A 25,314-nucleotide genomic window follows, 5' to 3' on the forward strand; every position below is an offset into this window, starting at 1 on the left:
TATCCGCAGATTACGCAGATTTCGCAGATGGTAAAACCTTCCACTAACCCTGATCCGCAGATTGCGAATTTGTTTTCATAAGAGCGGAAAACCTTTCTATCCGCAGATTACGCAGATTTCGCAGATGGAAACACCCCCCGCAGGGGGGTAAAGTGCCCCCCACGGGGGGGTAAAGTGCCCCCCACGGGGGGGTATAATCATTCCATCGATTCTCTTTTATTCCCCGCGGGAGGACGCATGAACCCAACCCCTTACAACCAAACCGGCTGGAGTCTGGCCGATCTATTTTCTGCCCCCGACGGCGCGGATCTGGAAGCCGCCTTTGTCACCCTGGAAGCGCAGATGCAGGCCTTTGAGTCCGTGCGCGAACAGCTGCGCAGCGATCTGCCCGCCGCAGAATTCCTGGGGTACGTGCAGCAGTTGGAAACTCTCACGTTGGGAATGCACCGCCTGAACTACTACCCCAGCCTGCGCTTTGCCGAAAACACCCAGGATCAAAACGCGCTGACCCTCATGGCGCGCGTGGAACAGTTTACCGCCGAGCTGGCCAACCGCAGCTTGTTCTTTGAGTTGTGGTGGAAGGCCCTGCCGGAGGCGGAAGCCGAGCGTCTGATGGCCGAATCTGGCGACCGGCGCTACTGGTTGGAAAGCCTGCGCATGTTCCGCCCCCACACGCTGAGCGAGGCGGAAGAGAAGATCATCAACCTCAAAAATGTGACCGGCGCTAGCGCGCTGAGCACGCTGTACGACACCCTCACCAACCGCTACACCTTCCACGTGACCGTGGACGGCAGCCCGCGCGAGATGACCCGCGGCGAGTTGATGTCGCTGGTGCGCCAGGCCGACCCCGATCTGCGCGCCCAGGCTTATCAGGAACTGTACCGCGTTTACGGGCAGGACGGCCCCATCCTGGGGCAAATTTACCAGACCCTGGTACGCGATTGGCGCAGTGAGCAGGTGCAGCTGCGCAAATTCTCTTCGCCCATCGCTGCCCGAAACCTGGCCAATGACATCCCCGATGCGGTGGTGGACACCCTGCTGAGCGTCACCCGCCAGAACACGGGGCTGTTCCAGCGTTTCTTCCGTCTGAAGGCGCGCCTGCTGGGCATGGAGCGCCTGCGGCGCTACGACATTTACGCACCGGTGGTGCAGTCCGATAAAACCTATGCCTTCCCCCAGGCGGCCGAGATGGTGTTCTCCTCCTTCCGCGAATTTGACCCGCAGTTCGCCCAATTGGCGGAGCGCGTCTTTGCCGAAAATCACCTGGACAGTCAGGTGCGCAAGGGCAAACGCGGCGGCGCGTTCTGCGCCACGGCCGCGCCCACGCTGACACCCTGGGTGCTGGTGAACTATCAGGGCCGGGCCGACGACGTGGCCACCCTGGCGCACGAGTTGGGACACGCCATTCACTCTATGCTGGCCAGCCATCACAGCGTGTTCACCGCGCATGCCTGCCTGCCGCTGGCCGAAACCGCCTCCACCTTCGGCGAGATGATGCTGGTGGACCGCCTGTTGAGCAGCGAAGATGACCCGAACGTGCGCCGCGATCTGCTCTTCCGGCAGATGGACGACGCCTACGCCACCATTCAGCGCCAGGCCTTCTTCGCCTTGTTTGAACGTCAGGCGCACGGCCTGATTCAAGAAGGAGCCTCGGTGGACGCGCTGGCTGAGGCATATTTGGAGAATTTGCGCGAGCAGTTCGGCGAGGCGGTGGAGGTGGCGGATGAGTTCCGCTGGGAATGGGTCTCCATCCCGCACATTTACAACGTGCCCTTCTACGTGTACGCCTACAGCTTTGGGCAGCTGCTGGTGCTGTCGCTCTATCAGCAGTTCCAGCAGGAAGGCCAGGCCTTTAAACCGCGCTACCGCCGCATTTTGGAAGCGGGCGGTTCGGTGGCGCCGGTGAAGCTGTTGGCCGAAGCCGGCATCGATATCTACGCCGAGTCCTTCTGGCAGGGTGGTTACGCGGTGCTCAGCCGCACCCTGGATCAGTTGGAAAAGCTGGCCTAGGCCGTCCGCTCAAAAAGCAGCCGGGGGCAGCTGCCCCCGAAATGCTCATTTTATGGACGATCAACCCACCGCTCAGCATATGCCTAACCCTCATCCCAGCGCCTCAGCCAATCATCTGCTGGAGGTGCTGAGGTTCTTTTTGCACCTGGGCCTGACGGCCTTTGGCGGCCCCGCCGCTCACATCGCCATCATGCAAAATGAGTTGGTCAAACGGCGCAAGTGGCTGAGCGAACAGCAGTTCCTGGATCTCATCGGCATCACCAACCTGATCCCCGGCCCCAACTCCACCGAAATGGCCATCCACATCGGCTTACTGCGCGCCGGGTGGGCTGGTTTTTGGGTGGGGGGTATTGCCTTTGTTCTGCCGGCTTTTCTCATCGTTTTGGGGCTGGCCTGGGCTTATGTTGAATACGGCACCCTGCCGCAGGTGAGCTGGCTGCTGTACGGCATCAAACCCGTGGTGATCGCCATCCTGCTTCAGGCGCTGTGGCAGTTGGGCCGCAAGGCGATGAAAGATCGTTGGTTAGCCGCCGTCGGGCTGGGGGTTCTGGCGGGATATTTTTTGGGCGTCAACGAGATCGCCCTGCTGTTTGGGGGAGGAGCAGCCTATTGGCTCATCAAAAATCTGCGGCGGGCGCAAAGCCTGGGGGGATTCGCTCTTTTACCTTCTCTGGCCCACCTGCCAACAGCAGCCGTCACGGCCTTTAGCTACGGGACCTTGTTTTGGTCCTTTTTTAAGATCGGCTCGGTCATGTACGGCAGCGGCTATGTTTTGCTGGCTTTCTTACAGTCCGAATTCGTGACCCGCCTGGGTTGGCTGACCCAGCCGCAGCTGCTGGACGCCGTGGCCATCGGCCAATTCACACCCGGGCCTTTTTTCACCACGGCTACGTTCATTGGCTACGTGTTAGGCGGGGTGAAAGGCGCAGTGTTGGCAACCCTGGGGTTATTTTTGCCTTCTTTTATCTTTGTGGCCCTCAGCAACCGTGTGTTTCGCCGCCTGCAGAAATACCCCGCCGTGCGGGTGATCCTGGACGGGGTCAACGCGGCAGCCCTGGGGCTGATGGCCGCGGTGGCCTGGCAATTGGGGGCAGCCTCATTGGTAGATTGGGTGACGGTTGCCGTACTGTTGGTGTCCGGTTTGCTTTTGCTTCGTTACAAAATCAATTCGACCTGGCTCATTTTGGGAGGAGCGCTGGTGGGTTTGCTTTCCTCCTTTTTCTAACCACAGCCGTTTCGGGCAGACTGAATCCTTCGCCCCAGAAAAGACTTTCCCCACCCTGCGAGGCAGCGGGGCAGAATCTGGGGTGCTTTTTTGTGGTATATTTCGAGACAGCAATCCGCACATTCCACCACGGGTTTTTACGGGAGCGACCATGTATTTTGCCATTGAGGGCGTCATCGGAGTTGGCAAGACCACCCTGGCTCGTTTGCTGCAGCCCAGCCTGCAATCCAGCCTGCTGCTGGAGGTGTTCGAAGAAAACCCCTTCCTCAGCGATTTTTACAGCGACCGGGCGCGCTACGCCTTTCAAACCCAAATCTTCTTCCTGCTCAGCCGCTACCACCAGCAAAATCAAAACGTGCCGCGGCTGCTGGAAACCTCACCGCACCTGATCAGCGATTACACCTTTGAGAAAGATGAGCTGTTTGCGCGCATCAACCTCAAAGGTGACGAGTTGGAAATGTACCACCGCGTACACCTGGCCCTGGCCGAAAAAATCCCCCCGCCCGATCTGGTGGTCTATCTGCGCGCCAGCACGGATGTGCTCATGGCGCGCATCGCCCAGCGCGACCGCCCCTATGAGCGCACCATGGAGCGCGGATACATCGCCGAATTGAACCAGGCCTACGATGATTTCTTCCTGAATACCCAGGATCACCCCTCCCCCACCCTGGTGATTGAAGCGGGAGATCTGGACTTTGTGCGCAACCCCCAGGATCTGCGCTGGGTAGAAAATCGCATCCGCCAGACGCTGCAGCTGCCGCCCTTCCAGCCGGAACTGCCCCTGGAACGCCCCTCCGCCTGATTTTCCTGTGAATTTGAGGTAACTGATATGCGCATCACCCGCGAATCCCTTCTCCGCCTGACCCGTACCCTGGTCGACCTGCGCGTGCGCGGCAACCGCCGCCTGGTATGTGTCTATTTGACCGGATCGCTCATCGGTGAAGAGGCGCTGTTGGGCGGCACCACAGATATTGACCTGATTTTTGTACACAGCGACGAACCGCCCGTGCACCGCGAGGTGGAGCGGGTGAACGACGATGTGCATCTGGATATCGCCCATTTCTCGCAATCCGTCTTCCAACACCCCCGCGGGCTGCGGGCGGATCCCTGGCTGGGGACGTATTTGTGCGAAAACCCCATCGTGCTGCACGATGTCCAGCACTGGTTCGAATTCACCCAGGCCAGCGTCTGCGCCCATTTTTACCAGCCGGAGACGGTTTGGGCGCGGGTGCGGCCCATGTCCGACGTGGCGCGGCAGTCCTGGCTGAACCTTGAAACCGGGGAGAAAACCTCTCCCGTAGATTTTCTCAACACCTATCTGAGCGTGATGCAAAGCGCGGCCAATACCCTGGCCTGCCTGAACGGCGGTCCGCTGACCGAACGGCGCTTCTTGCTCAAACTGCCCGAACGCACCCAGGCCGTCGGCAAACCCGAGCTGTTCGGCGCCTTTGTGGACTTGCTGTGGCCTCAGCCGCTGGAAAAAAGCCAATGGGAACCCTGGGCGGCGGCCTGGAAGCGCTGTCTGGTAGAAGCCAGCGAACAGCCGGGCTGCCCCACGCGCTTTAAGGCCTGCCGGGTGGGCTATTACACCCGCGCTGCCGAAGCCATGTTCGATGAGCACCCCAGCGCGGCGCTGTGGCTGATGCTGCGCACCTGGACGCAGGTTCTGGGGCTGTTTCCGGCTTTATCTGGCCAGGAAGACTGGGCACAGATGACCGCCGCGCTGAACTTGAGCGCACCGCACCACGAAGAGCGTTTGCAGCAGCTTGACAGCTATCTGGACACAGTAGAAGAGACCCTGGATGAGTGGGCACGCGCCAACGGGATTGAAACCCTGTAAAATACCCCCCACCGGTTGGGGTAGGCACGGCTTATCTTTCGTCTTTCCATTCACCGAAAACTGTGGATAAGTGCCGTAAAACTGTGGATAACCCTGGATATGTGTGGAAAAAACGTCTTTTGTGAGGTTATTCTGGGGAAAAACAAAAAACATCACCCCCCTAGATATGGGGGGTGTTTTTATGCCGCACCCATAGATTGATGGGCCTGTGGGAAGCGATTTTTCTCCCCAAAAGTCAGCGGGGTTATGCTCAATTTATCCACAGTCGAGATGGGAAAACTCCTCAGGTCTCAACCCGCATCCCTGGGGGGTAGAGAGCGCGTCAACGCCTGCATGTGGGGGCGGGGCAGGGCTGATGGGGGCTTATCCACAGTATCCACACCCCCTACTACGACAGCGACTCCAGATTCATTTATTACCTACATAAAGAGAGAGAAAGGCTGCACATCCCTCCAAAGCCACGGAAGTGGGCAGGGACATGCGGGGGAAACCTATTTTTTCAGCCAAGGATTCGCTAAAAACAGGCATATAAATTCAAAAGACGATCTCCCCTCCATTGTCTTTGCTTTCGCTCCAATCCCTCAAGTCCTGGTCAACCTGAGATAGGTCGAGTATAGACAACCCAATTGCAGTCCAGTTCTCCCCTTGAACGTTCGTTTTTTCAAAAGTTTTCGCATAGGATTGGGCCTCACGCAGCCAGCCGCCGCGAGCAAAACCAAGATAATACACACGCCAACGCCCTTCCGAGGGAACAAATTCGGCTGTTTTTTGAACCAGGCCATCTAATACATCCCGCCCCATCGCTTTTGGACTCCACTTACATTCGCCCAGGATGAGCGTTTTCTCCATGGAATTGATGCCCACAACATCCACCTGGGCTTTTCGCGTCCAGGCACTCCCGACCTGATCGGGTAGGAAAGGCAAATGGACATGCCCCGTTGCGCGCAGGAGCCACTCCTGACATAACTCTTCCCAGGTATATGTACCAATGAAGTCCAACAAATGGCGTTTAATTTCTTCCAGAGCCTGTTCTTCTACCCCAAGCGCCAACTGAGACTGACGCCGGGCCAGAAAGCGGTAATAGAAACGCAGGAATGGATCGGCAATAAAGTGCCGGCCCAGGCGTGAGGTGGGCGGCTTTGTCACCGGAACACGGCGCGTGATAAAACCGGTTTCGGTGAGCACGCTCAAGTACTGGGGGATATGTTTTTCTTCCAGACCTGAGAAGCCGGCAATTTCCTTTGGTGTTCTTGCCCCGTTGGCTATGGCCCGAAAAATCGAAATATAGTTGTGTGGATCACGTAGGAAGTCAGCCAACAGCAGCCGGGGCTCGTCATGCAGAGATGCGCTGTAATTGAGAAATTCACTGCGGATATTTTGGGTCAGGTTCCTTTCGGATGCAAACCGTTCCCAATAGGCAGGGACTCCGCCCAGCATGGCGTATACCGCTACTCGCTCATCGGCTGAATAGTTCGGATAAAAGGAATGCGTAACACCAAATGGCAGAGGTTGCAGCAGCAAATTGGCTGTAGACCGACCGTACAGCGGCGCCTGGTAGGAAAGTACCTGCCGGTGCATCATACCCAAATGCGAGCCTGAAAGGATCAAAAACAGGTTGGATTTGCTGAGTGAATGATCCCAGGCATGCTGCAAGTATGCTGAAACGGCTGGCTCGGCTTCCAAAAGATAGGTAAATTCATCCACGATGACTGCCAGCCGTTCTTTTTCTGCCAGACGAGCGAGTGCCTCAAACGCCGTAGGCCAATCCCCATAGGACATATCTGCCGGGGGCTGGGATTGGGATTCGAAGCGAAAGACTGCCTGTGAAAAAGATCGTAATTGATCCACCGATGAGGTCGGGGCCGCAATCCAAAAGAAAGCGCGCGGTTTAGCCATTTCCATCCAATGCGTGATCAGGCGGGTTTTTCCAACCCGCCGCCGGCCGTATAGAATCATAAATTCGGCCTTTTGGCTTTGATATCGCCGGTTAAGTTCACCCAACTCTCTGGATCTTCCAATGAAAGGAGTTGTCATGGCACATCCTGTAATTAGCATATTTACTATTAGTATAAATCATTTTATGCTAATTTCAATAGTAATTTGATTTTTGATTTACCGAATAATAATTTGAAGAATACGACCAGCATCAGCTCGTTTCCAATCGTATGCTCAGAAATGCGTGAAACGCCCCGTCCGGCGGTTTTCCTTCATAGCAAGAACTCACGCCGCAGACGCAACCTTTTTGCGTCTGCGGCGTATATCTTTGTGAAGGAGAATTAACCATGAACAACAAACGTTTATACCGCGATCCGTCGGACAAAATGTTGGGTGGGGTGTGCAGCGGGCTGGCCAATTTCTTTGGCATGGATCCCACCGTCATCCGTCTGGCTTTTGTCCTTTTGACCCTCTTGGGCGGGCACGGGGTTTTGATCTATCTGGTGCTGTGGCTGATCGTCCCGCTGGCCCCCCAGGCCGCGAGTGAGGCAGTTGTGGATGTCCCCCCAGCTCCACCAGCCGAGTAACCTCTCCCCCTGAACCCTCTCACCCCTGCGCGTCGCCCGCTGAATCCTCCTCAGTGGGCGACGTGTTTGTTAGAAAACTGTAGGTTTTAGCCTTTCGGTTCTGTTGTATACTCGAAAAGTCGGGGGGATTTCCCGGTTCTGCGCGCGTTGTTTTCGTGAAAACGGCACAAAAGGGCGCGGTTTTGCGTCAATCCTCAGGAACCCGGGGGAACCCGAAAATTCTTCACCGCGGGGTGGGTCATGAAACCCAGAAGCATGTGGACAATCCTATTCATGGGAGTCATATTCATGCTGTCTGCCTGTTCTCCGGCAGCCCCAAACCTGAGCGGAGCATCGCTGTTTGAATCGGTCGAAGCCCCCACGCCCCATTCAGCGGATGCAGAACCGCCGATTCGTGTGGCGCTGGTGATGAAAACCCTCACCAATCCCTTCTTCATCGAAATGGAACGCGGCGCACGGCGAGCCGAACGCGAACTGGGCATTCAATTGGTGGTCAAAACCGCTGCCCAAGAGACCTCCATTCAGGAGCAGGTTCAAATCATTGACGCCCTGATCCTGGAAAAGGTGGATGCCATCGTCATCGCCCCCGGTGACTCGGTGGAATTGATCCCGCCGCTGAAACGTGCCCAGGACGCCGGCATTATCATCATCAATATTGACAACCGCCTGGACGCAGACCTTTCCAAAAAGTCGGGGCTGAAAGACGTGCCCTATGTGGGTGTGGATAACGAAAAGGGCGGCTACCTTTCGGCGATGGAACTGGTGCGGCGGCTGACGGGGCCGAATGAGGCTGCCATTTTGGAAGGCATCCCCACCTCTCAAAATTCTGTAGACCGTGTGGCCGGGGCGCAGCGCGCCTTTGCCGAGAACCCGCAGATTGAACTGGTGCTCATCCAAAGCGCCCATTGGAAGATTGACGAGGGGTACGAAGTGACCCGCGAGATTTTGGCGCAGTTTCCAAACATCAAAGCCTTATTCTGCGCCAACGATATGATGGCCTTGGGCGCCGTTCAGTACCTGCAAGACGCCGGCATGCAGGGCGTGCTGGTGGCGGGGTATGACAACCTGAGTGAAGTGCAAGACGCCCTAAAACAAGGCGCACTTGTTGCAACCATTGATCAACAGGCCGCGGAACAGGGCTATTTGGGCGTTCAATATGCCGTCCGCGCATTGAAAAACGAAACTTTGCCAGCCGAAACGTTGGTGGATGTTCAACTGGTGACGGCGAGCAGCCTACCCTGACATAAAAATTGAACGATTGAGAGTCTATGTTCCAGCGGTTACAGCGTATCAACCTGTTTCATAAATATGTAACCTTTCTGATTGGAATCTGTGTGGTACCCCTGTTGATCTTGGGGGCCAGTTCCTATCAGGTCTCACGTCAAATTTTGGAACAGGAAGCCGAACGCTATACCCGCGTGCTCATTCAAAGCCAGCGAGCTTATTTGGAATTGCAGCTGCGCCAGGTGGAAGAGCTGGCCTTTAACCTTTCGGGGGTGCAGCCCATTTTGGACGCGCTGGACGTGCCGCCGGATGAAGTCAACCCTTATACTGATCTTTCGACCCGTGCCCAGGTAGGTTATATCCTAGATAACTACACCAGTGTTCAAGGGCTGGTTTCGATTGATTTGTTCTCCGTCTCGGGAACCCACTATCATGTTGGCGATACCCTCGATACCTCCTCCATCCGCGGTGAGGTACAGCAGCGTTTGTTTACGGCCGCACAATCCTCGCCGGGGCGCACCTTGTGGCTGGGGATGGAAGAAAACGTCAATGTCAATTCGGCCTACACCCAGGTGGTCACGGCCGTCCGCCTGCTCACCCGCACCGACCGCAGCAATTTAACCCTGCGCCCGGTGGGCCTGCTGGTCATTAATCTGACCCCAGAACTCTACAAAACTTATTTTGACGCGATTAAACCCACCGAAGGGTCTACTTTTCTCTTGTTAGATGCCTACGGCCGCGTGATTTATCACCCCAACCAGGCTCTGGTGGGCACCAAACTGCAAACTCAATTCCTGCAAAAGCTGAGCGCGCCGTACGGAAATTTCGTGGATGAAATTGACCATCAGTCGGTACTGGTTTCGTATGAGCGTTCCCTGCCCACCGGCTGGGCGCTGGTCAGCCTGATCCCCACTCGCATCCTGTACCAGCCCACCAACATCATCGGCCGATACACGCTGATTGTGTTCCTGGGGTTGATGGGGGTGATGGGGGCCTTCAGCTGGCTGGTGTTGAACTGGCTGGTGATCCCCCTGCGCCAGCTTTCCAGCCGGATTGAGCAAATTCAGGCCGACCCCAACGCCGCGGTGGAGCCTTTGCCTGTGAAAAGCAAGGATGAAATCGGTGAGGTCGTCAGCCTGTTCAACGATTTTCAAAATGAACTGGCGGAAAAACGGGCGGCTGAACAGTCGCTGCGGCTCAGCGAAGAGCGTTTCCGCAACATCTTCCAAACGGCTATGGTGGCCATTTGGGAGGTGGATTTCAGCCAGGTGAACCAGGCCATTGAGCAATACCGCGCCGACGGAGTCGAAGATTTCCGCGCCTATTTCCAGTCCCATCCCGAAGTGGTGCGCGAGATTGCACGCAAAATCCGCGCGGTGGATGTGAACGAGTGGTCGCTTCAGCTGTACGAAGCGGACAGCAAGGAAGAGCTGCTGTCTAACTTGGAGACCGTTTTGGCGCTGGACAGCGTGGAAGTGCTTACCGATGAACTGGCGGCTGTGGCCGAAGGCCTCCCTAAGTTCGAGTACGAAGCCGTCAACCAGACGCTTAAAGGCAAGACCATCCAGATTTGGTTCAGCATGCGGCTGGATCCATCCAATGATTACCGTTCCGTGTTGGTGACGGTCATGGACATCACCGAACAAAAACGCTCCGCCGAAGCCCTGCAGCAGAGCGAAGAGCGGCTGCGCAACCTGCTGGATAATACCGTGGATTGGGTTTGGCAGGTGGACAAAGATTTCTATTTCAGCTATGTCAGCCCGCGCGTGCAGGAACTTTTAGGTATCGCTCCTGAGGAATTGATTGGCGGCAGGCTGGATAAGGTGATCGCCGAGGATGAATGGCAGCGGATTTTGCCGGAGATGACCGAAATCACCACCGGCTTTGGGCGTATTAACGGCATGGTGATGCGCCTGCACAAGCTCACAGGCGAAACCGTGGTGTGCGAGGTGAACGCCACCCCGCTATTTGACGCGCGCGGTGAATTCTGCGGCTATGGGGGCATCACCCGAGACATCACGGAGCGTGAGGCTGCCGCACAGCGGCTGAAGGAAAGTGAAGAGCGCTACGCACTGGCCGTGCGCGGGGCCACGGACGGCATTTGGGACTGGGATTTAATCCGCCACGAGGTCTATTATTCCCCGCGCTGGAAAGCCATCCTGGGTTACGGCGAAGCCGAAATCACCCAATCGATCAGCGAGTGGATGGGGCGGGTTCATCCTGACGACCTGCCGCGCGTGAAACTTGAGTTGGACGCCTACCTGAAGGGGCAAAAACCCTATTTCGAAAGCGAACACCGCCTGTTCCACCGTAACGGACGCTATTTCTGGGCATTGATGCGCGGGGTGGCGGTGAAAAATGAGCAGGGTGAGCCGTGCCGCATGGCAGGGTCTTTGACGGATGTGTCCGTGCGCAAGATGACCGAAGACCGTCTGCGCCACGACGCCATGCACGACACCCTCACCGGCCTGCATAACCGCGCCTATTTCATGGATCAACTGGTGCGCAGCATTGAGCGCTCCAAACGCCACCCCGATTTCATGGCAGCGGTGCTCCTTTTGGACCTGGACCGCTTCCGCCTGATCAACGACAGTCTGGGGCACAGCCGTGGCGATCAATTGCTCATCGCGGTTTCGCATCGTCTGAAAACCTGCCTGCGCCTGGGCGATACCATTGCGCGCCTGGGTGGGGACGAATTTGTCCTTCTTGTCGAGGATATCCGCAGCCTGCACGAAGCCAAACTGGTGGCTGGGCGCATTCAAACCGAGTTGAGCCAGCCCTTCGACCTGAACGGGCAAGAAGTCTTCGTCTCGGCCAGCATGGGCATCGCCTTTGTCTCCGGCAATTATGACAGCGGAGATGATTTGGTGCGCGACGCCGACACGGCCATGAACCAGGTGAAATCCAGCGGGCGCGGTCGTTATCAGGTGTTTGAAAGCGAGATGCACCAGCGCAGTCTGATCCATTTGCAGTTGGAAGGTGAACTGCGCCGCGCCCTGGAACGCAACGAATTTGACGTGTATTACCAGCCGGTGGTCAACCTGGATACAGGCCGCATCACCCGCCTGGAGGCGCTCATCCGCTGGCAGCATCCCACCCGCGGGCTGATTATGCCTTCGGATTTCATCTCTCTGGCTGAGGACACGGGTCTGATCATTCCGGTGGGGGCCTGGGTGCTGCGGAGCGCCTGCCAGCAGCTGCGCGAATGGAAAGCGATGGGGCAAAACGATTTGCAGGTGTCGGTCAACATCTCCGCCTACCAGCTGCAGGACAGCGATTTCTTAGATTTGGTAAAGGCAGCGTTGGCTGAAAATGAATTGGAGCCGACCTGCCTGAACCTGGAAATCACCGAAAGCGCCGCCATGCAGGACCTGGAATCCACCCTGCGGCTGCTGCACGAGCTGGAACAACTGGGGGTGGAAATATCCATTGACGACTTTGGCATCAGCTACTCCTCGCTGGGACAGCTGCAGCGCTTCCCGGTCAACAGCATCAAAATTGACCAGCTGTTCATCAAGCGCACCCTGGACAATCAGGACGATGCGGCCATCACCACCGCCATCATCGCTATGGGGCACATCCTGAAGCTCAAGGTGATCGCTGAAGGGGTCGAGGATCAGCGCCAACTGGACTTTTTGATCGCCGAGAATTGCGATGAAGTTCAGGGCTTCTTGGTTTGCTACCCGCGCCGGGCAGAAGAGATCACCGCGCTGCTGCGCGAGCGGCGCAGCATGCTGCCGGTGGCCCCGTAAACCCACAGGCAAAAGCCGGCATAATCCCTTGTTATTCGTGCTAAAATTATTTTAATGTGGGGATGCATGGGGGGGCCATTCTGCGATTTAATTGAATAGAAAACGGTTTGGCGCTGGTTGAAACCCGAAAATCTGGGGGTTTTTTTATAACACTGAGCGCAGAGTTTGGCACAGAAGATGCATTCTTTAGCTGCAGGTCCGTTTGAATGCAAGGAGATGAGGAATGTTCCAATCCGCAAAGCAGTTTCCCAAATGGCTTAATTTATTGATGGTGGTGAGCATGACCCTGGCTCTGGTGCTTCCCAGCACCGTGCCGGTTCAGGCGGCACCCCCGGCTCGCGTCCTCGCGGCCATACCGGCGCCACCCACGAATTTGCTGGCTAACCTGGTCTCCAGCAGCCGGGTGGATTTAACCTGGACGGATAACAGTACGGATGAAAGCGGTTTTGTTATCTATCGGAATGGTGCAGAGATTGCCCGGGTTTCCCTCAATGTCACCAGTTATTCCGACCGCTCGTCGCTGTCCTGCGGCCAGGTGTACACCTATGAGGTCTCCGCCATCAACATTGACGGCGAATCAGGGACGGCGATGGATACCGTTACCACCCCGGTGTGCCCGCCGCCCGCCCCGTCGGATCTTCAGACCCTGGCCGTGGGCACCAACGACATCACCCTGGGTTGGACGGATAACAGCGCCCTGCCCGACAAGCAGGAAGAGGGGTTTGATGTGCAGCGTTCGCCCAATGGGGTCAACTGGGTGACGGTGACCACCACCGCTGCCGACGTGACGACCTTCATGGACGCCGGCCTGCCCTGCGATACGATCTACTACTACCGCATCCGCGCTTTCAATGTCAGCGGGCAGTCCTTCTCCAACGTGCACATGACCGCCACGATGAGCTGCACACCCACCAGCCCGCTGAACCTGACGGCCACCCCCATTTCGCAGACGCAGGTGGATCTGGTCTGGTCGGACGTGTTTGGCGAAGAGGCCTATCATGTGGAACGCGGCCTCACCAACATCGGCCCGTGGACCGAGATCGGCACGACCTTGGCGGATGTGACCACCTACTCGGACCTGACCGTGCTGTGCGGCACGACCTATTTCTATCGGGTGAAAGCGCGCAATGCGGGCGGCTTTTCGGAGCCGAGCAACCCGGTGCTGGTCACCACCCTGGGCTGCCTGCCCAAACCGCCGGTCAGCCTGAACGCGGTGGCCACCAGTCCCACCAATATCCTGCTCACCTGGCAGGACAAGAGCGATAACGAGACCGGCTTTAACATCGAGCGCTCGCCAGACGGGTTGGGCGGCTGGACCCTGCTGGGAACCACGCCCACCGTGGCAGCCAACAGCACCAGCTACAACAACGGCTCGCTCACCTGCGGCACGGCCTATTACTACCGCGTGCAGTCGGTGAACGCCGCGGGCGGCTCGGACTACTCCAATATTGCCGGGGCTGTCACCCAGCCCTGCCCGCCCACAGCCCCCAGCAACCTGGTGGTCACGGCCATGTCGGCCGACCGCGTGGATTTGAGCTGGACGGACAACAGCGCCAATGAGGTGCTGTTTAAGATTGAGCGCAGCCCCAACGGCACCAACACCTGGGTAGAAATTGCCACGGTGGGCGCCAATGTGACCACCTACTCCAACCTGAACCTGGCCTGCGCCACCCAGTACTACTACCGCGTGCGGGCCTACAACGCCAACGGCCACTCCGCCTACAGCAACGTGGACTCGGACACCACCGCGGCCTGCTCTGCGCCGCTGGATCCTACCGGCCTGACGGCTGCCACCGATTCGCAGACGCGCATCAAGCTGAACTGGGTGGATAACAGCGATAACGAGAGCGGCTTTAAGATCGAACGCAGCCCCAACGGCGCCAGCGGCTGGGTGCAAATTGCGGCGGTGGGCATTGATGTGACCACCTATACCGCCACTGGCCTGACCTGCGACACGGATTACTACTTCCGCGTGCGCGCCTACAACGCCTTTGGCAACAGCCTGTACACCCCGCTGGAGGCCGACCCGCCCGTGGGCGCCACCACGGCCCCCTGCGGGCCGACGCCGCCCAACGCGCCTACCAATTTTGCCCTCTCGGTGATTTCCAAAAACGAAATCAAGCTCACCTGGGGCAATGTGGCCAGCGAGACCGGCTACAAGGTTTACCGTTCGCTGGACAATATCGCCTTTACCGAAGTGATCAGCCTGCCGGTGAATACCACGTCCTTCAGCGATATCAACCTGGATTGCGGCACAAAGTATTACTATTTTGTGCGCGCCTTCAATGACGGCGGCCTCTCGAACCCCACGGCCACCAAATATGCCACCACCAACACCTGCAATACCATGGCGGTGGTCAAGGCGGCCAATACCTCCGCCAACCCAGGGGTCACCTTCACCGTGCCGGTGACGGTCAGCAACATCCCGGCGGCCAAGCTGGGCGCGGTCACGGTGGAAATTCACTTTGACCCGGCCCTGCTGGAAGTGCAAAGCTGCGGAATCGACCCCGACGGCAAATTCAACATGGATAACTGCAATATCCATTACGAGAACGACGGCGTCAACCCGGATGTCATCCGCATGTCGTTGACCTCCAGCGCGGGGGTTTCTACCTCTGCCAAGTTGGCCAACCTGTCGTTCAAGGCCAAGGGTGATAACGGCACGTCCACCATTGTGGATGTGGTGGTGGTCGAGTTCAAGGATCCCAACGGCAACCCTGTGGCCGCCACCGATAAAGACGGCCTGGTGCTGATTGGCAAGCGCGGCGACGTGAACGGCAAGGACGGGGCCAACTCGGTGGACGCCCTCTTCATTCTGCAATACGACGTCGGTAAGAAGATGGGCAGCAACGTCTTCCCGCCGCCGGCTGGTTCCATCTATCTGCCTGCCTGCGACGTGAACCTGGACGGCAAATGCAACGTGGTGGACGCGCTCTTCGTCCTGCAGTGCGATGTGAAGATCGCCAACAGCTTCTGCCCCAACGTTTCGGGGGCGGCGGATGTTGAGGCGTTGGCTGCGGCTCCCAAAGGTCCCGGCCTGGTGCGCACCGTCAATCTGGCCGTGCCCTCCGGCGAAGAAGGGGTTGTGCCCGTCAGCCTGAAGGTTCCCACGGGGGAACTGGTGGGCGCGGTGAAGCTGAAAGTTCTCTATGACTCCACGGTGGTGGAGCCGCGGGCCTGCCAGGTGGACCCCGAAGCAAAATTTGACATGGAACAATGCAACACCGCCATCCCGGGTGAGGTGAGCTTTAACCTCACCAGCACGATGGGCGTGGGCGGCCTGCTGCGCCTGGCCGACATCACCTTCCAGGCGCTGGGCGAGCCGGGCGAATTCAGCCTGGTGACCCCGGTTGTCGAGGAGCTTTCCACCGTTGCAGGGCTGGAGATGCAGGCCCGCACGCGCGATTCGCGCCTGCGCGTGGCCACCCCGCCCGCCTATAAACCCGTGGTGCTGTCCGTGAAGAAATCCGGCCACATAGAAATGGAACTGTTCTTCACCAGCACCGACTTCATCAAGCGCTTCCGCGGTGTGCAGGGCAGCCAGCTGGCCAAGATCAAAGTGCTCAGCCTGCCCGCCCAGGGTGTGCTGCGCCTCAACGGTGTGGATGTGGTGGTCAACCAGAAGATCAATGTGGAAGACCTCAACAGCCTCAGCTACACCCCTGGCGTGAACTGGAGCGGCACCGACCGCTTCCTGTGGAGCGGCTCGGACGGGGTCTCCTTTGCCCCGGCGGAAACGCGGGTCAGCGTGAAGATCCACGCTACGAATAAGGCCCCCAGCCTTTCTACCGCGGTGGTGCGCCCGGTGCTGGATACCCCCTTCACCTTCACGGTGGATACCTTCACCAAGCGTTTCTTAGACCCGGACGGCGACGGCCTGATTCGGGTGCGCATCGCCAGCCTGCCCACGCACGGCGTCCTGACGTTCGACGGGACGGACGTGGCGGTTGGACAAGAAATTGCCCTGCTCGATCTGCCAAAGCTGGTATTCACACCTGAGGCAGGGTATACTGGATCAGATCTCTTTACCTGGAATGCCACCGATGGGCTCTTGTTTGCCAAGAAAGACGCCAAGGTGCGCGTTTACATCAAGTAATCGCCGGGACAGATGATGTCATAAACCCAGGCAGCCTGTTGGAAAACAGGCTGCCTGCGGATACCGGCGGCAAGAACAAAGGATTGTCACCTGTATGAAACGAACGCTGCTTTTCCTATCGCTTGCCGTGCTGCTGTTGATCACAACTGCCCTACCGGGGGAGGCGGCGCCGTTGCTGTATGCCAGTTCCACCGTCTCGGCTGGTTCGGGGTCGGTGAATGTGGGCAGCAGCGTAACCATTCAGGTCAGCGCCAATATCCCCGCGGACAGTAAGCTGGGTGCGGCCACGGTTGAAATCAGCTATGATTCCAGCCTGATCAATGCCACCGGCTGCTCGGTGACCGGCTTTGATTTTGGCCTGTGCAACCCCTCGGCTGGGGCCGGGCTGGTGAGCTTTAACCTAGGCTCGCTCACTGGCGTGAGCGGCGGCCTGACCCTGGCCACCATCACCTTCACCGGTGTGGCGCCGGGCACTTCCAGCCTGTCGGTCAACGTGCTGGCTTTTGCCGACCCCGAAGGTAACGATCTGGCGGTTTCGGCCAGCAACGGCTCCATCACCGTCAACGGCTCCCCGGCCACCAATACCTCGGCCCCGCCCAAGACGCCCACCAGCACGCGCACACCTGGCCCCACCCGCACGCCGACCTCCACCGCCACCACCGGCCCCACCAAAACCACCGGTCCCACCAAAACGCGAACCTCAACCTCACTGCCCGGTCAGCCCACCTTCACGCGCACGGCCACCAGCCAGTTCAGCTCCACACCGGTGACGGCCAAAACCAACACCCCCGGCCCCACCACGCAGATTGCCACCCCTCCGGCCATGTCGTTTTATGCGGATGACTCCGTGCTGCAGGCGGGCAGCTGCACCTATCTGCGCTGGAGCGTCAGCAATGCCGTGGCCGTGTATCTGGACGGCGTGGCGGTGTATTTGAGCGGCGCCCAGCAGGTGTGCCCGCAGACCAGCGAGATGCACACCCTGTACGTGGTGGCGGCCAAAGAATACGTGCTCACCCAGTCTCTGGTGGTGGTGGATCAACCCGCCACGGATGAACCTGCCCCCGAGCCGACCGCCAAACCCAAAAACAAGAAAACCCGCACCCCCACCGCCCAGGCCCCGGCCGTGGACGCCAACGATTTGAAGACCTTTGCCATGCTGGCGGTGGACCAATTCAGCAAGATTTTGCCCGCCGAAGGCGCCAAGAACCTGCTCAGCGAAGTCTCCGCGGGCGGTTCGGCCCTGAACTGCCAGGACGAGGTCTGCATCGCCCAGGTGCTGGCCCAGCGCGTGGTGGGCTACAACCGCGATGTGCCGCAGATTTTGAGCGCGCTGAAGGGCCTATGGAACGCACCCGGCGTTGAGGTGTTTGGCCCGCGCTGGCCGTGGGCTTATGCCCTGGTGCGCGAATTTGCCGTTTTGGATGTGAACATGAACCTGCAAGGCGTGCTCTCCCCCGTCAATTTGATGGTGGTGAACCAGGCGGGTCAGCGCACCGGACGGCTGAACGATAACGTCCTCCTGGAAGAGATCCCCGGTTCGTTCTACGCCCTGGACGGCGAGAGCAAGTTCGTCTTTTACCCGGCGGACGAGCGCTCCACCACCTATTTCCAGGGGGTGCAGGACGGCACCATGACAGTCATGGCCATCAACAGCGCCAGCCCCGAAGGTGACATTCTGACCTATCTGAATGTGCCCGTCAGCCCGGCTTTTTCAGCCCAACTGGATCTGTTTGACCCCGCCTGGGCGATCAAAGCCGATGAGAGCGGCGACACGGTGATGGACCGCGAAATCGGCCCCACCCAACGCAAGCCCATCCGCAGCGGCGGCGGACAGCAGCCCACCAGCGCCCCGGCGCAGCCCGGTGAAACCCCCGCCCCGGCGGCAGACCCCATCAGCGCCTGCAAGGGGGCTTTGGGCCTGGCCGCACTGCCGCTGGCGATGGTGTTCAGCCAGTGGAAACGGCGAAAAACCGTCTGATCGCACCCAATCGATGTACTTTTGCCCCTGGCTTTGGCCGGGGGCTTTTGTTTTGGTTTGATCATCTGGATAAGATCGGTTAAAATAATCACAATGGTGACTCTAACCCGCGAACAATTGGAAGACCGGCTGGCCGCCTTACACCGCGCCAGTTTAGAGCTGGTTCAAGATATTTCGCTTGAGTCCCTGCTCTACCGCATTGCCGTGCTGGCCTGCGAACAGGCCCAGGCACAGTTCGCCGCCGTGGGGGTTTTGGATGAAAACGGCGGTCTGGAACGCTTCATTCCGGTGGGCATGAGCGACGCCGAAGTGGCTATGATGGAACATCCCCCGCGCGGTTTGGGGTTGATCGGTGAATTGATGCGCTCCAGCGAGACCATCCGCGTGGACGATATGGCTGCGGACCCGCGCAGCGCGGGCTTCCCGGCTCACCATCCACCCATGACCTCTTTTTTGGGTGTGCCCATCCGCCAGAGCAGTCGTTCCTTGGGGCAGATTTACCTCACCAACAAAATCGGCGCCCCGGCCTTTACTCAAAATGACCAGCAGGTGATTGAAACCCTGGCTTCGTATGCGGCCATCGCCATCTCCAACGCGCGCCTCTACCGCCAACTCATCCGGCGCGACCGTGTGCTGACCCGCCGCAATGAAAACCTGGCCCTGCTCAACAAATTGGCCTCCACCCTGGCCACCTCAGGCGATGTGGACGAGGTGCTGAACCGCTCGCTGAAACAGGTGCTGGATTACCTCGGCCTGGAGGCGGGCGAGATTTACCTGCGCCAGGGCAGCAGCAAACTGCTCAAGCGCACCGCCCACCGCAGCCGTTCTGGCAGCACCCTGTGGGCCCAGGCGCAATTCCTGGAAGGCGAGGGCATGGTGGGCACAGTGGCCAAGACGGGACAGTCCAACCTGGTGAACCTGGGGGAGAGCGACGAAACCCCCGATCTTCTCCCCGCAGCGCGTCAGGAGAATTACCGTCAGGTGGCCTGCTTTCCGCTGACCGGAAGGCAGGGGGCTCAGGGTGTGTTTTGTGTGGCGGCGGGGGCGGGCCAACCCCTGGGCGACCTGGAGATGCAGTTCCTGGCGGCGATCAGCTCGTGGGTGGGGACGGCCATTGAAAACGTGCAGCTCAATTTGCAGCAGCGCCGCCTGGCGGTGCTGGAAGAGCGCGAACGCTTCGGCATGGATCTGCACGACGGCGTGATCCAGTCCATTTACGCCGTGGGGCTGACGCTGGAACACGCTCGTCTGCTGCTCAACGAAAACCCCGACCACGCCCGCCAGCGCATTGACCAGGCCATCAGCGACCTGAACAGCACCATCCGCGACATCCGCGCTTACATTTTGGATCTGCGCCCGCGCCAACTGCACGACGAGAACCTGATGGAAGGCATCAAGCGTCTGGTGAACGAATTTCGCGTCAATTCCCTGGTAGACGTGAATCTTTCCGGCCCCACCACGGGCTTTCCTGGGCTGCAGGAAGAGCAGGCCATCACCCTCTTTCACATCTGCCAGGAAGCCCTGGCCAACATCGCCAAGCACGCCCGCGCCAAGCATGTGGAGGTCAGCCTGTGGATGACCGCTGACCGCGCCCTGCTGGAAGTCAGCGACGACGGGCGCGGCTTTGATGAAACCAAGGTGAAAGTGAACATTGGGCACGGCCTGTCTAACATGCAGACGCGCACGCGCAACGTGGGCGGGGATGTGGACATTTCATCCGCGGCGGGCGAGGGCACCACGGTGTTGGCCTGGGTCCCCCTTTCAAAAGAAGGCTAAATCACATTGATGGAATCAGCGCATTTGCAAAAGGCGGCCCAACGCGGCGAACCTTCGTACGTGTGGCGCGCCGGACAGGAACGCCGCCTTCAGATGATTTTGGAAGCCGCCGGGCCGCGCGCCAACGGCGATATTTTGGAAAACGGCTGCGGGCTGGGCATGTATTTGGAACGCCTGACTCCGGCGGCCCGCTGGGCGGTGGGGCTGGAGATTGAGCTGCCGCGCGCGCAGCAGGCGGCTGAACGCGGGCTGTGCGTGGTGGGCGGCGCGGGCGAAAAGCTGCCTTTCCCCGACGGCCGTTTTGACCTGATTCTCAGCCACGAAGTGCTGGAACATGTGGAAGACGACCTGAAGGCCGTGCGCGAGATGGTGCGGGTGCTGCGCAAGGGCGGACGCATTGTGCTGTTTTGCCCCAACCGCGGCTATCCCTTTGAAACGCACGGCATTTACTGGCGCGGGCGCTACCGCTTTGGCAATATCCCCCTGGTCAATTACCTGCCGCGCGCCTGGCGCAACCGCCTGGCCCCGCATGTGCGTGTGTATTCCCGCGCCGATCTAGAAACGCTGTTTGCCGGTCTGCCGGTGCGCTTCGTGCGCCGCACGGTCATTTTCGGCGCGTACGATAATATCATCGCCCGCCGCCCCGGCCTGGGGCGGGTGCTGCGCGGGCTGCTGCAATTCTTAGAGCGCACCCCGCTGCGCACGCTGGGGCTTTCGCACTTCTGGGTGATCGAAAAAACCACCTGAGGGCCGCAGTTCTTCCGCCCGTAGGTCGGAAAAAGTGGGCTCAACTGATTTTGGGGGGAGAGGGAAGAATCAGGCTTCCAGCCGGAAATCGTAAATATCGTCTTCCACCGGATAGCTGCGCCCGCACTGCTGACAGACCAGCCGCGGGGGCGTATCGTCCAGGGGGGCGGCGCAGGCCGGGCAGGCAAACAGCCAGCCTTCGGGGGCGGCGGCGGTTTCGCCCGCGGCCTGACAGCGCACAAAGACGCTGGGGCTGAGCTGCCACAGATTTCCGGTGGTCTGCGCAAAGGAATCCATCGCCACCAGCCAGCGCAGGGGCAGGGTGCGCTTGAGGAAGGGGATGCGGAAATGCGACACGGTCAGTTGGCGCTGCACGGTGAAGCGCGCCAGCCGCAGCCAGGTGCGTACGGTGGCGGGGTGAAAGTCAAAATTCAGCGCGGCAAATTCCACCGGTTCCGGCGAGAAAGGGTTCCAGGTTTGCTGGTGGAGGACAAAGCGCAAAATGGATTTCAGATTGCGCTTATTGGCAAATTCCAAAATAAAAACCGCTTTGGCCTGAAGCGCAGCCCGCACCTGATCGAGGGCGCGGCGCGGTTCGGCCATGTGGTGCAGGGTGCGGATCATGGTGGCGGCGTCGAAGACCCCCGGCACAAAGGGCAGGTGGTAAATATCCGCGACCACGTAGCGGTACTGCGGCCCCGCCCCCAGGCGGCTGCGGGCCTGCTGCAGTTGGGTGCGGGAATAATCCACCAGCACCACCTGCTCAAAGCCGGTGTAGCGCGGGGTGTTGCGTCCGGCGCCGGCGCCCAGCTCTAACAGGCGTTTGCCGCCCGCAGGCAGCAGGCGGCGCAAAGCCACGGCCTCCACCGCGTCTTCATAGGCGCGGTCGCTTTGGTCCCAAAAAGACTGTTGGTAATCGGAGCCTTCGTAGTTGCAGATGGGGGGAGTTTCCATGATGTCCTGAGGGTGGTTAAATCAAGTGCCCGGGCAGGTTTACCGGCGGCGCCCGGAAGGGCCTCCTTACCGCTGCTTCCTCTCGGACCTGACGGGGTTCGCAGGTTTCCGCCGCGCCGGTCCCACCCGGGCAGGCTCAAGGATACCGCGCCCAGGCCGGATTGTCAATAGCCGCGGCGGCGGGGCGCACGGCCGGGGTATAATCGGAACATCCCCTGAGTTACCCTGGTACGCTCTTGTGAGGTGACCGATGTTTGCAAATGAAGCCCGTTTAAGCCCCCAACGCCCGTATCTGGCGGGCGATCTGCACCGCCCTCGGTATCATTTTACCGCCCCCCAAAACTGGCTGAACGACCCCAACGGTTTGATTCACTGGCGGGGGGAGTATCACCTGTTTTATCAGCACCATCCCCACAGCACGGATTGGGGGCCGATGCATTGGGGCCACGCCGTCAGCCCCGATCTGGTGCACTGGCGCGATCTGCCCATCGCCCTGTTCCCTGACAGCCCCGCTGACCGCGACGGCTGCTGGTCGGGCTGCGCGGTGGAAGAGGGCGGTCTGCCGGTGTTGATGTACACCGGGGTGTGCGCGGGGGAACAGCGCCCCTGTGTGGCCGTCGGCAGCCAGGATTTGCTGGAGTGGAGCAAGCACCCCGCCAATCCCGTGATTTCTGACCCGCCGGAAGGCGTGCGCGGCTCCGATTTTCGCGATCACAGCCTGTGGAAAGAGCCGGACGGGTGGTGGTATCAGGTGATTGGCTCCGCCCGCCCCGGGCAGGGGGGCTTTTTGCCCCTGTACCGCTCGCTGGACCTGGTGCATTGGCAGCCCCTGGGCGAGCTGCTCTCCGCGGCGGATTTGCCGGTTGGGAGCCTGCCGACCGGTCAAATGTGGGAGTGCCCCAGCTTTTTTGCGCTGGATGACCGCCATGTTCTGCTGATTTCGGCCTTTGACGAATCCGTCCCTGGCAAACTGGCCTACACCCTGTGGATGAGCGGCCGCTACCGCGATCAGCGCTTTGTGCCTCAACGTGTGGAGAAATTGGACGGAGGCAATGCCTATTTCTATGCACCCCAGGTGATGGTGGATACCCAGGGGCGGCGTTTGATGTTTGGCTGGGTGGGCGAGGGCCGCAGCGCGGCGGCGCGCGCCCAGGCGGGCTGGGCGGGGGTCATCTCGCTGCCCCGCAGCCTGTTTGTGGACGCTCAGGGGACGCTGTGCCAGCGCTTTGTGCCGGAGCTGCAAGCCTTGCGAGGCCCCGAACACCGCCTCAGCCTGGCGATGGACGATGCAGGCGAACATGCGCTGCCCATGTTTGGGCGCGCGGTGGAACTTCGTCTGCGGGTTGAGCCGCAGGGAGCCAACCAATCGGGGCTGCTGCTGGCGTGCACGCCGGACGGGGCCGAGCAAACCCGCCTGGTGTTGGATTGGGAACGCGGACAGATTCTATTGGAGCGCGGGCGTTCCAGCCTGGATGCGGAGGTGGAGCGCGGGGATTTGAGCGCGCCCATGCCCGCCCTGCGCGGCGGCGTCTTGGACATCCACTGCTTTTGGGATCATTCGGTGCTTGAACTGTTGGCCGGGGACTGCGCGGCGCTGACTGTGCGGCTGTACCCCACGCGTGCGGACGCTGAGGGGCTGGCCCTGTTCAGCGACGGGCCGGTGCATTGGGATGTGCAGTTGTGGCCCATGCAGGCCATTTGGGATTAAACGCGGCGGTAGCGGCCCTGCAGGCCGTACCAGCGGATGGTCAGCAGATCTAAGCCCATGTGAATGGAATCGCGCAGGACGTTGATTTTGCTGTGCGGGCTGTAATACCAGTCAATGGGCACTTCCACGATCTTGTAGCCGCGCTTGCGGGCGATGAACAGCACTTCCACGTCAAAGGTCCAGCCGTTGGTGATCTGGTAGGGGAACAGGTCTTCGGCGGCGGCGGCGCTGAAGCATTTAAAGCCGCACTGCGTGTCCTGCAGGCTGTGCAGGGCGATGATGCGCACCATGGTGTTGAACACCCGCCCGACGAAATGGCGGTAGGGGGGTTCGCCGTGGCGCACCGCGCCGGGGGCCTCGCGCGAGGCGATGGCGATTTCCTGATGGCACTGGGGGGGCAAAAAGCGGTTGACCTGCTCGATGGGCATGGATAGATCCGCGTCGCAGATGAAGCGGTAATCTCCCACGGCTTCCAGCATGCCGCGGCGCACCGCCAGCCCCTTGCCGCGCCCCTCTTCATGCAGCGCGCGGATGTACGGGCGGCGCTGGGCGTACTCCTGAGCCAGCGCCAGGGTGCGGTCGCTGCTGCCGTTTTCCACAATCACCACTTCGGCCGAGTAGGGCTGGGTTTGCAGAAAAGCGTCAATCTTATCCAGCGTATCGGGCAGGCGGGATTCTTCGTTATGGGCGGGGATGACGATGGAGAGCAGTGGGTTGGTCAAAACTAACACCCTTGGTTGGCAGACTGGGCTGTGCGGGTTAGAACAGCGGCACCCCGCTCAGTTGGTCGTGTTCGGGAACTTGGGAACGGGAGGTGCTGAGGACTTCCTGTCCCGCCGGGCCGGTCAGAAAAATCTGCTTGCCCAGGCGAAAGGAACTGCTCAGGCGCGGCAGGCGCTCGCCGGTGTAGATGCGCTTGTTTTTCTGAAGCATCTCCACCAGTTGGGCGCGGTCTAAAAGGACATAATCGGTGAAGGTCGGTCCCATGCGCTTGTACAGGCGCGCCAGGCTGAGCTGTCCCTGAGCGTCGTAGCGCACGGCTTCGATGACTCCATCCACTTTGGTTAATGCCATAGACACCTTCCTTGAACCCGTGTGGTTCGCTAAAAACCGCCGAGGTATCCCGGCGGCTGTGCCTGTCGGGGTGGGCGGACTTGAACCGCCGACCCCCGCGTCCCAAACGCGGTGCGCTGCCAACTGCGCTACACCCCGATGTGCTAGAGTATAATCGCAATCACGGTTGGATGCAAGGCAGATTCAACGTCCGCCCCCTGCGGACGGCCTGGATGGAGGAGCATGCGGCGCGCTGCATTGAAGAAATGGCTCGTGGGTGGGCTGATACTGATGTTTGGGCTGGCCGCGATCCTCAAGGATAATGGTCAGCCCCTTTGCGTCTGTCAGCGTGGTACAGCGGATTTCGCCGGTTTCTTGCCCCTGGTAGCCGTGTTCAATGATGTTGGAACAGGCTTCGTCCACGGCAGT

The 25,314-nt window shown here is 59.7% G+C and carries 17 protein-coding genes, 1 tRNA gene and 1 other RNA gene; 12 read left to right on the forward strand and 7 right to left on the reverse strand.

Features of this window, described 5'->3' with window-relative positions; genetic code table 11:
• Positions 1 to 237: 237 nt before the first annotated feature.
• From ADN01_RS08670 to ADN01_RS08685, 4 genes are all read left to right on the forward strand, one after another.
• Positions 238 to 2,010: a M3 family oligoendopeptidase gene (locus tag ADN01_RS08670; protein WP_062416744.1), complete on the forward strand. Its 1,773-nt coding sequence runs from the start codon at positions 238 to 240 to the stop codon at positions 2,008 to 2,010.
• A 52-nt stretch (positions 2,011 to 2,062) separates the two neighbouring features.
• Positions 2,063 to 3,235 carry a chromate efflux transporter gene (gene chrA, locus ADN01_RS08675; RefSeq protein ID WP_062416743.1) on the forward strand — a complete coding sequence of 391 codons (1,173 nt, stop codon included), beginning with the start codon at positions 2,063 to 2,065 and terminating at the stop codon, positions 3,233 to 3,235.
• 151 nt (positions 3,236 to 3,386) lie between these two features.
• Positions 3,387 to 4,037 carry a deoxynucleoside kinase gene (locus ADN01_RS08680; protein WP_062416742.1) on the forward strand — a complete coding sequence of 217 codons (651 nt, stop codon included), beginning with the start codon at positions 3,387 to 3,389 and terminating at the stop codon, positions 4,035 to 4,037.
• A 27-nt stretch (positions 4,038 to 4,064) separates the two neighbouring features.
• Positions 4,065 to 5,075: a hypothetical protein gene (locus ADN01_RS08685; RefSeq protein WP_062416741.1), complete on the forward strand. Its 1,011-nt coding sequence runs from the start codon at positions 4,065 to 4,067 to the stop codon at positions 5,073 to 5,075.
• Between the two features lie 534 nt (positions 5,076 to 5,609).
• On the opposite strand, the gene ADN01_RS08690 is transcribed toward ADN01_RS08685, so the two are convergent.
• Complete coding sequence (locus ADN01_RS08690; RefSeq protein ID WP_062416740.1) at positions 5,610 to 7,109, reverse strand: ATP-binding protein; 1,500 nt, start codon at positions 7,107 to 7,109, stop codon at positions 5,610 to 5,612.
• A gap of 248 nt (positions 7,110 to 7,357) precedes the next feature.
• Here ADN01_RS08690 and ADN01_RS08695 point away from each other — a divergent pair, with 248 nt between their 5' ends.
• From ADN01_RS08695 to ADN01_RS08725, 7 genes are all read left to right on the forward strand, one after another.
• The gene (locus ADN01_RS08695; protein ID WP_062416739.1) at positions 7,358 to 7,597 is read left to right on the forward strand and encodes a PspC domain-containing protein; all 240 of its coding nucleotides are present in this window, start codon (positions 7,358 to 7,360) and stop codon (positions 7,595 to 7,597) included.
• Between the two features lie 273 nt (positions 7,598 to 7,870).
• Positions 7,871 to 8,839, forward strand: coding sequence for a sugar ABC transporter substrate-binding protein (locus ADN01_RS08700; RefSeq protein WP_201778662.1), 969 nt, complete (start codon positions 7,871 to 7,873; stop codon positions 8,837 to 8,839).
• Positions 8,840 to 8,931: 92 nt separating this feature from the next.
• Complete coding sequence (locus ADN01_RS08705; RefSeq protein WP_160318401.1) at positions 8,932 to 12,573, forward strand: EAL domain-containing protein; 3,642 nt, start codon at positions 8,932 to 8,934, stop codon at positions 12,571 to 12,573.
• 223 nt (positions 12,574 to 12,796) lie between these two features.
• Positions 12,797 to 16,669: a fibronectin type III domain-containing protein gene (locus ADN01_RS08710; RefSeq protein ID WP_062416736.1), complete on the forward strand. Its 3,873-nt coding sequence runs from the start codon at positions 12,797 to 12,799 to the stop codon at positions 16,667 to 16,669.
• Between the two features lie 94 nt (positions 16,670 to 16,763).
• On the forward strand, positions 16,764 to 18,647 hold the full coding sequence (locus ADN01_RS08715) for a cohesin domain-containing protein (RefSeq protein ID WP_062416735.1): 1,884 nt from the start codon (positions 16,764 to 16,766) through the stop codon (positions 18,645 to 18,647).
• A gap of 93 nt (positions 18,648 to 18,740) precedes the next feature.
• Complete coding sequence (locus ADN01_RS08720; RefSeq protein WP_062416734.1) at positions 18,741 to 20,423, forward strand: sensor histidine kinase; 1,683 nt, start codon at positions 18,741 to 18,743, stop codon at positions 20,421 to 20,423.
• Between the two features lie 9 nt (positions 20,424 to 20,432).
• On the forward strand, positions 20,433 to 21,170 hold the full coding sequence (locus ADN01_RS08725; RefSeq protein ID WP_062416733.1) for a class I SAM-dependent methyltransferase: 738 nt from the start codon (positions 20,433 to 20,435) through the stop codon (positions 21,168 to 21,170).
• Positions 21,171 to 21,239: 69 nt separating this feature from the next.
• Here ADN01_RS08725 and ADN01_RS08730 read toward each other — a convergent pair whose 3' ends face one another.
• Entirely contained in the window at positions 21,240 to 22,124 is an 885-nt protein-coding gene (locus ADN01_RS08730; protein WP_062416732.1) for a methyltransferase domain-containing protein, read from the reverse strand.
• Positions 22,125 to 22,152: 28 nt separating this feature from the next.
• Positions 22,153 to 22,252: signal recognition particle sRNA small type (gene ffs, locus ADN01_RS08735), an RNA gene on the reverse strand.
• A gap of 122 nt (positions 22,253 to 22,374) precedes the next feature.
• On the opposite strand from ffs, the gene ADN01_RS08740 reads away from it, so the two are divergent.
• On the forward strand, positions 22,375 to 23,832 hold the full coding sequence (locus tag ADN01_RS08740) for a glycoside hydrolase family 32 protein (RefSeq protein ID WP_062416731.1): 1,458 nt from the start codon (positions 22,375 to 22,377) through the stop codon (positions 23,830 to 23,832).
• On the opposite strand, the gene ADN01_RS08745 is transcribed toward ADN01_RS08740, so the two are convergent.
• The 4 genes from ADN01_RS08745 to ADN01_RS20335 form a co-directional block, all read right to left on the reverse strand.
• Positions 23,829 to 24,554: a dolichyl-phosphate beta-glucosyltransferase gene (locus ADN01_RS08745; RefSeq protein WP_236690999.1), complete on the reverse strand. Its 726-nt coding sequence runs from the start codon at positions 24,552 to 24,554 to the stop codon at positions 23,829 to 23,831. The genes ADN01_RS08740 and ADN01_RS08745 overlap by 4 nt on opposite strands.
• Before the next feature lie 37 nt (positions 24,555 to 24,591).
• Positions 24,592 to 24,906 (reverse strand): hypothetical protein, encoded by a 315-nt coding sequence (locus ADN01_RS08750; protein WP_062416729.1) that lies wholly within the window; start codon positions 24,904 to 24,906, stop codon positions 24,592 to 24,594.
• Between the two features lie 65 nt (positions 24,907 to 24,971).
• Positions 24,972 to 25,044 (reverse strand) — tRNA-Pro (locus ADN01_RS08755).
• A 45-nt stretch (positions 25,045 to 25,089) separates the two neighbouring features.
• Positions 25,090 to 25,308, reverse strand: a complete 219-nt coding sequence (locus tag ADN01_RS20335; RefSeq protein ID WP_075071079.1) for an ATP-binding protein — start codon at positions 25,306 to 25,308, stop codon at positions 25,090 to 25,092.
• Positions 25,309 to 25,314: the final 6 nt, after the last annotated feature.

The organism is Levilinea saccharolytica (genome assembly GCF_001306035.1).
Classification (GTDB): Bacteria; Chloroflexota; Anaerolineae; order Anaerolineales; family Anaerolineaceae; genus Levilinea; species Levilinea saccharolytica.

Bases quoted from the DNA above. Each gene is read 5' to 3' on its own strand.
- ADN01_RS08690 (WP_062416740.1), bottom strand. From the start codon at position 7,109: ATGACAACTCCTTTCATTGGAAGATCCAGAGAGTTGGGTGAACTTAAC.
- ADN01_RS08700 (WP_201778662.1), top strand. From the start codon at position 7,871: ATGGGAGTCATATTCATGCTGTCTGCCTGTTCTCCGGCAGCCCCAAAC.
- ADN01_RS08715 (WP_062416735.1), top strand. From the start codon at position 16,764: ATGAAACGAACGCTGCTTTTCCTATCGCTTGCCGTGCTGCTGTTGATC.
- ADN01_RS08750 (WP_062416729.1), bottom strand. From the start codon at position 24,906: ATGGCATTAACCAAAGTGGATGGAGTCATCGAAGCCGTGCGCTACGAC.
- ADN01_RS08725 (WP_062416733.1), top strand. From the start codon at position 20,433: ATGGAATCAGCGCATTTGCAAAAGGCGGCCCAACGCGGCGAACCTTCG.
- ADN01_RS08670 (WP_062416744.1), top strand. From the start codon at position 238: ATGAACCCAACCCCTTACAACCAAACCGGCTGGAGTCTGGCCGATCTA.
- ADN01_RS08710 (WP_062416736.1), top strand. From the start codon at position 12,797: ATGTTCCAATCCGCAAAGCAGTTTCCCAAATGGCTTAATTTATTGATG.
- ADN01_RS08680 (WP_062416742.1), top strand. From the start codon at position 3,387: ATGTATTTTGCCATTGAGGGCGTCATCGGAGTTGGCAAGACCACCCTG.
- ADN01_RS08685 (WP_062416741.1), top strand. From the start codon at position 4,065: ATGCGCATCACCCGCGAATCCCTTCTCCGCCTGACCCGTACCCTGGTC.
- ADN01_RS08720 (WP_062416734.1), top strand. From the start codon at position 18,741: ATGGTGACTCTAACCCGCGAACAATTGGAAGACCGGCTGGCCGCCTTA.
- ADN01_RS08740 (WP_062416731.1), top strand. From the start codon at position 22,375: ATGTTTGCAAATGAAGCCCGTTTAAGCCCCCAACGCCCGTATCTGGCG.
- chrA (WP_062416743.1), top strand. From the start codon at position 2,063: ATGGACGATCAACCCACCGCTCAGCATATGCCTAACCCTCATCCCAGC.
- ADN01_RS08695 (WP_062416739.1), top strand. From the start codon at position 7,358: ATGAACAACAAACGTTTATACCGCGATCCGTCGGACAAAATGTTGGGT.
- ADN01_RS08730 (WP_062416732.1), bottom strand. From the start codon at position 22,124: ATGGAAACTCCCCCCATCTGCAACTACGAAGGCTCCGATTACCAACAG.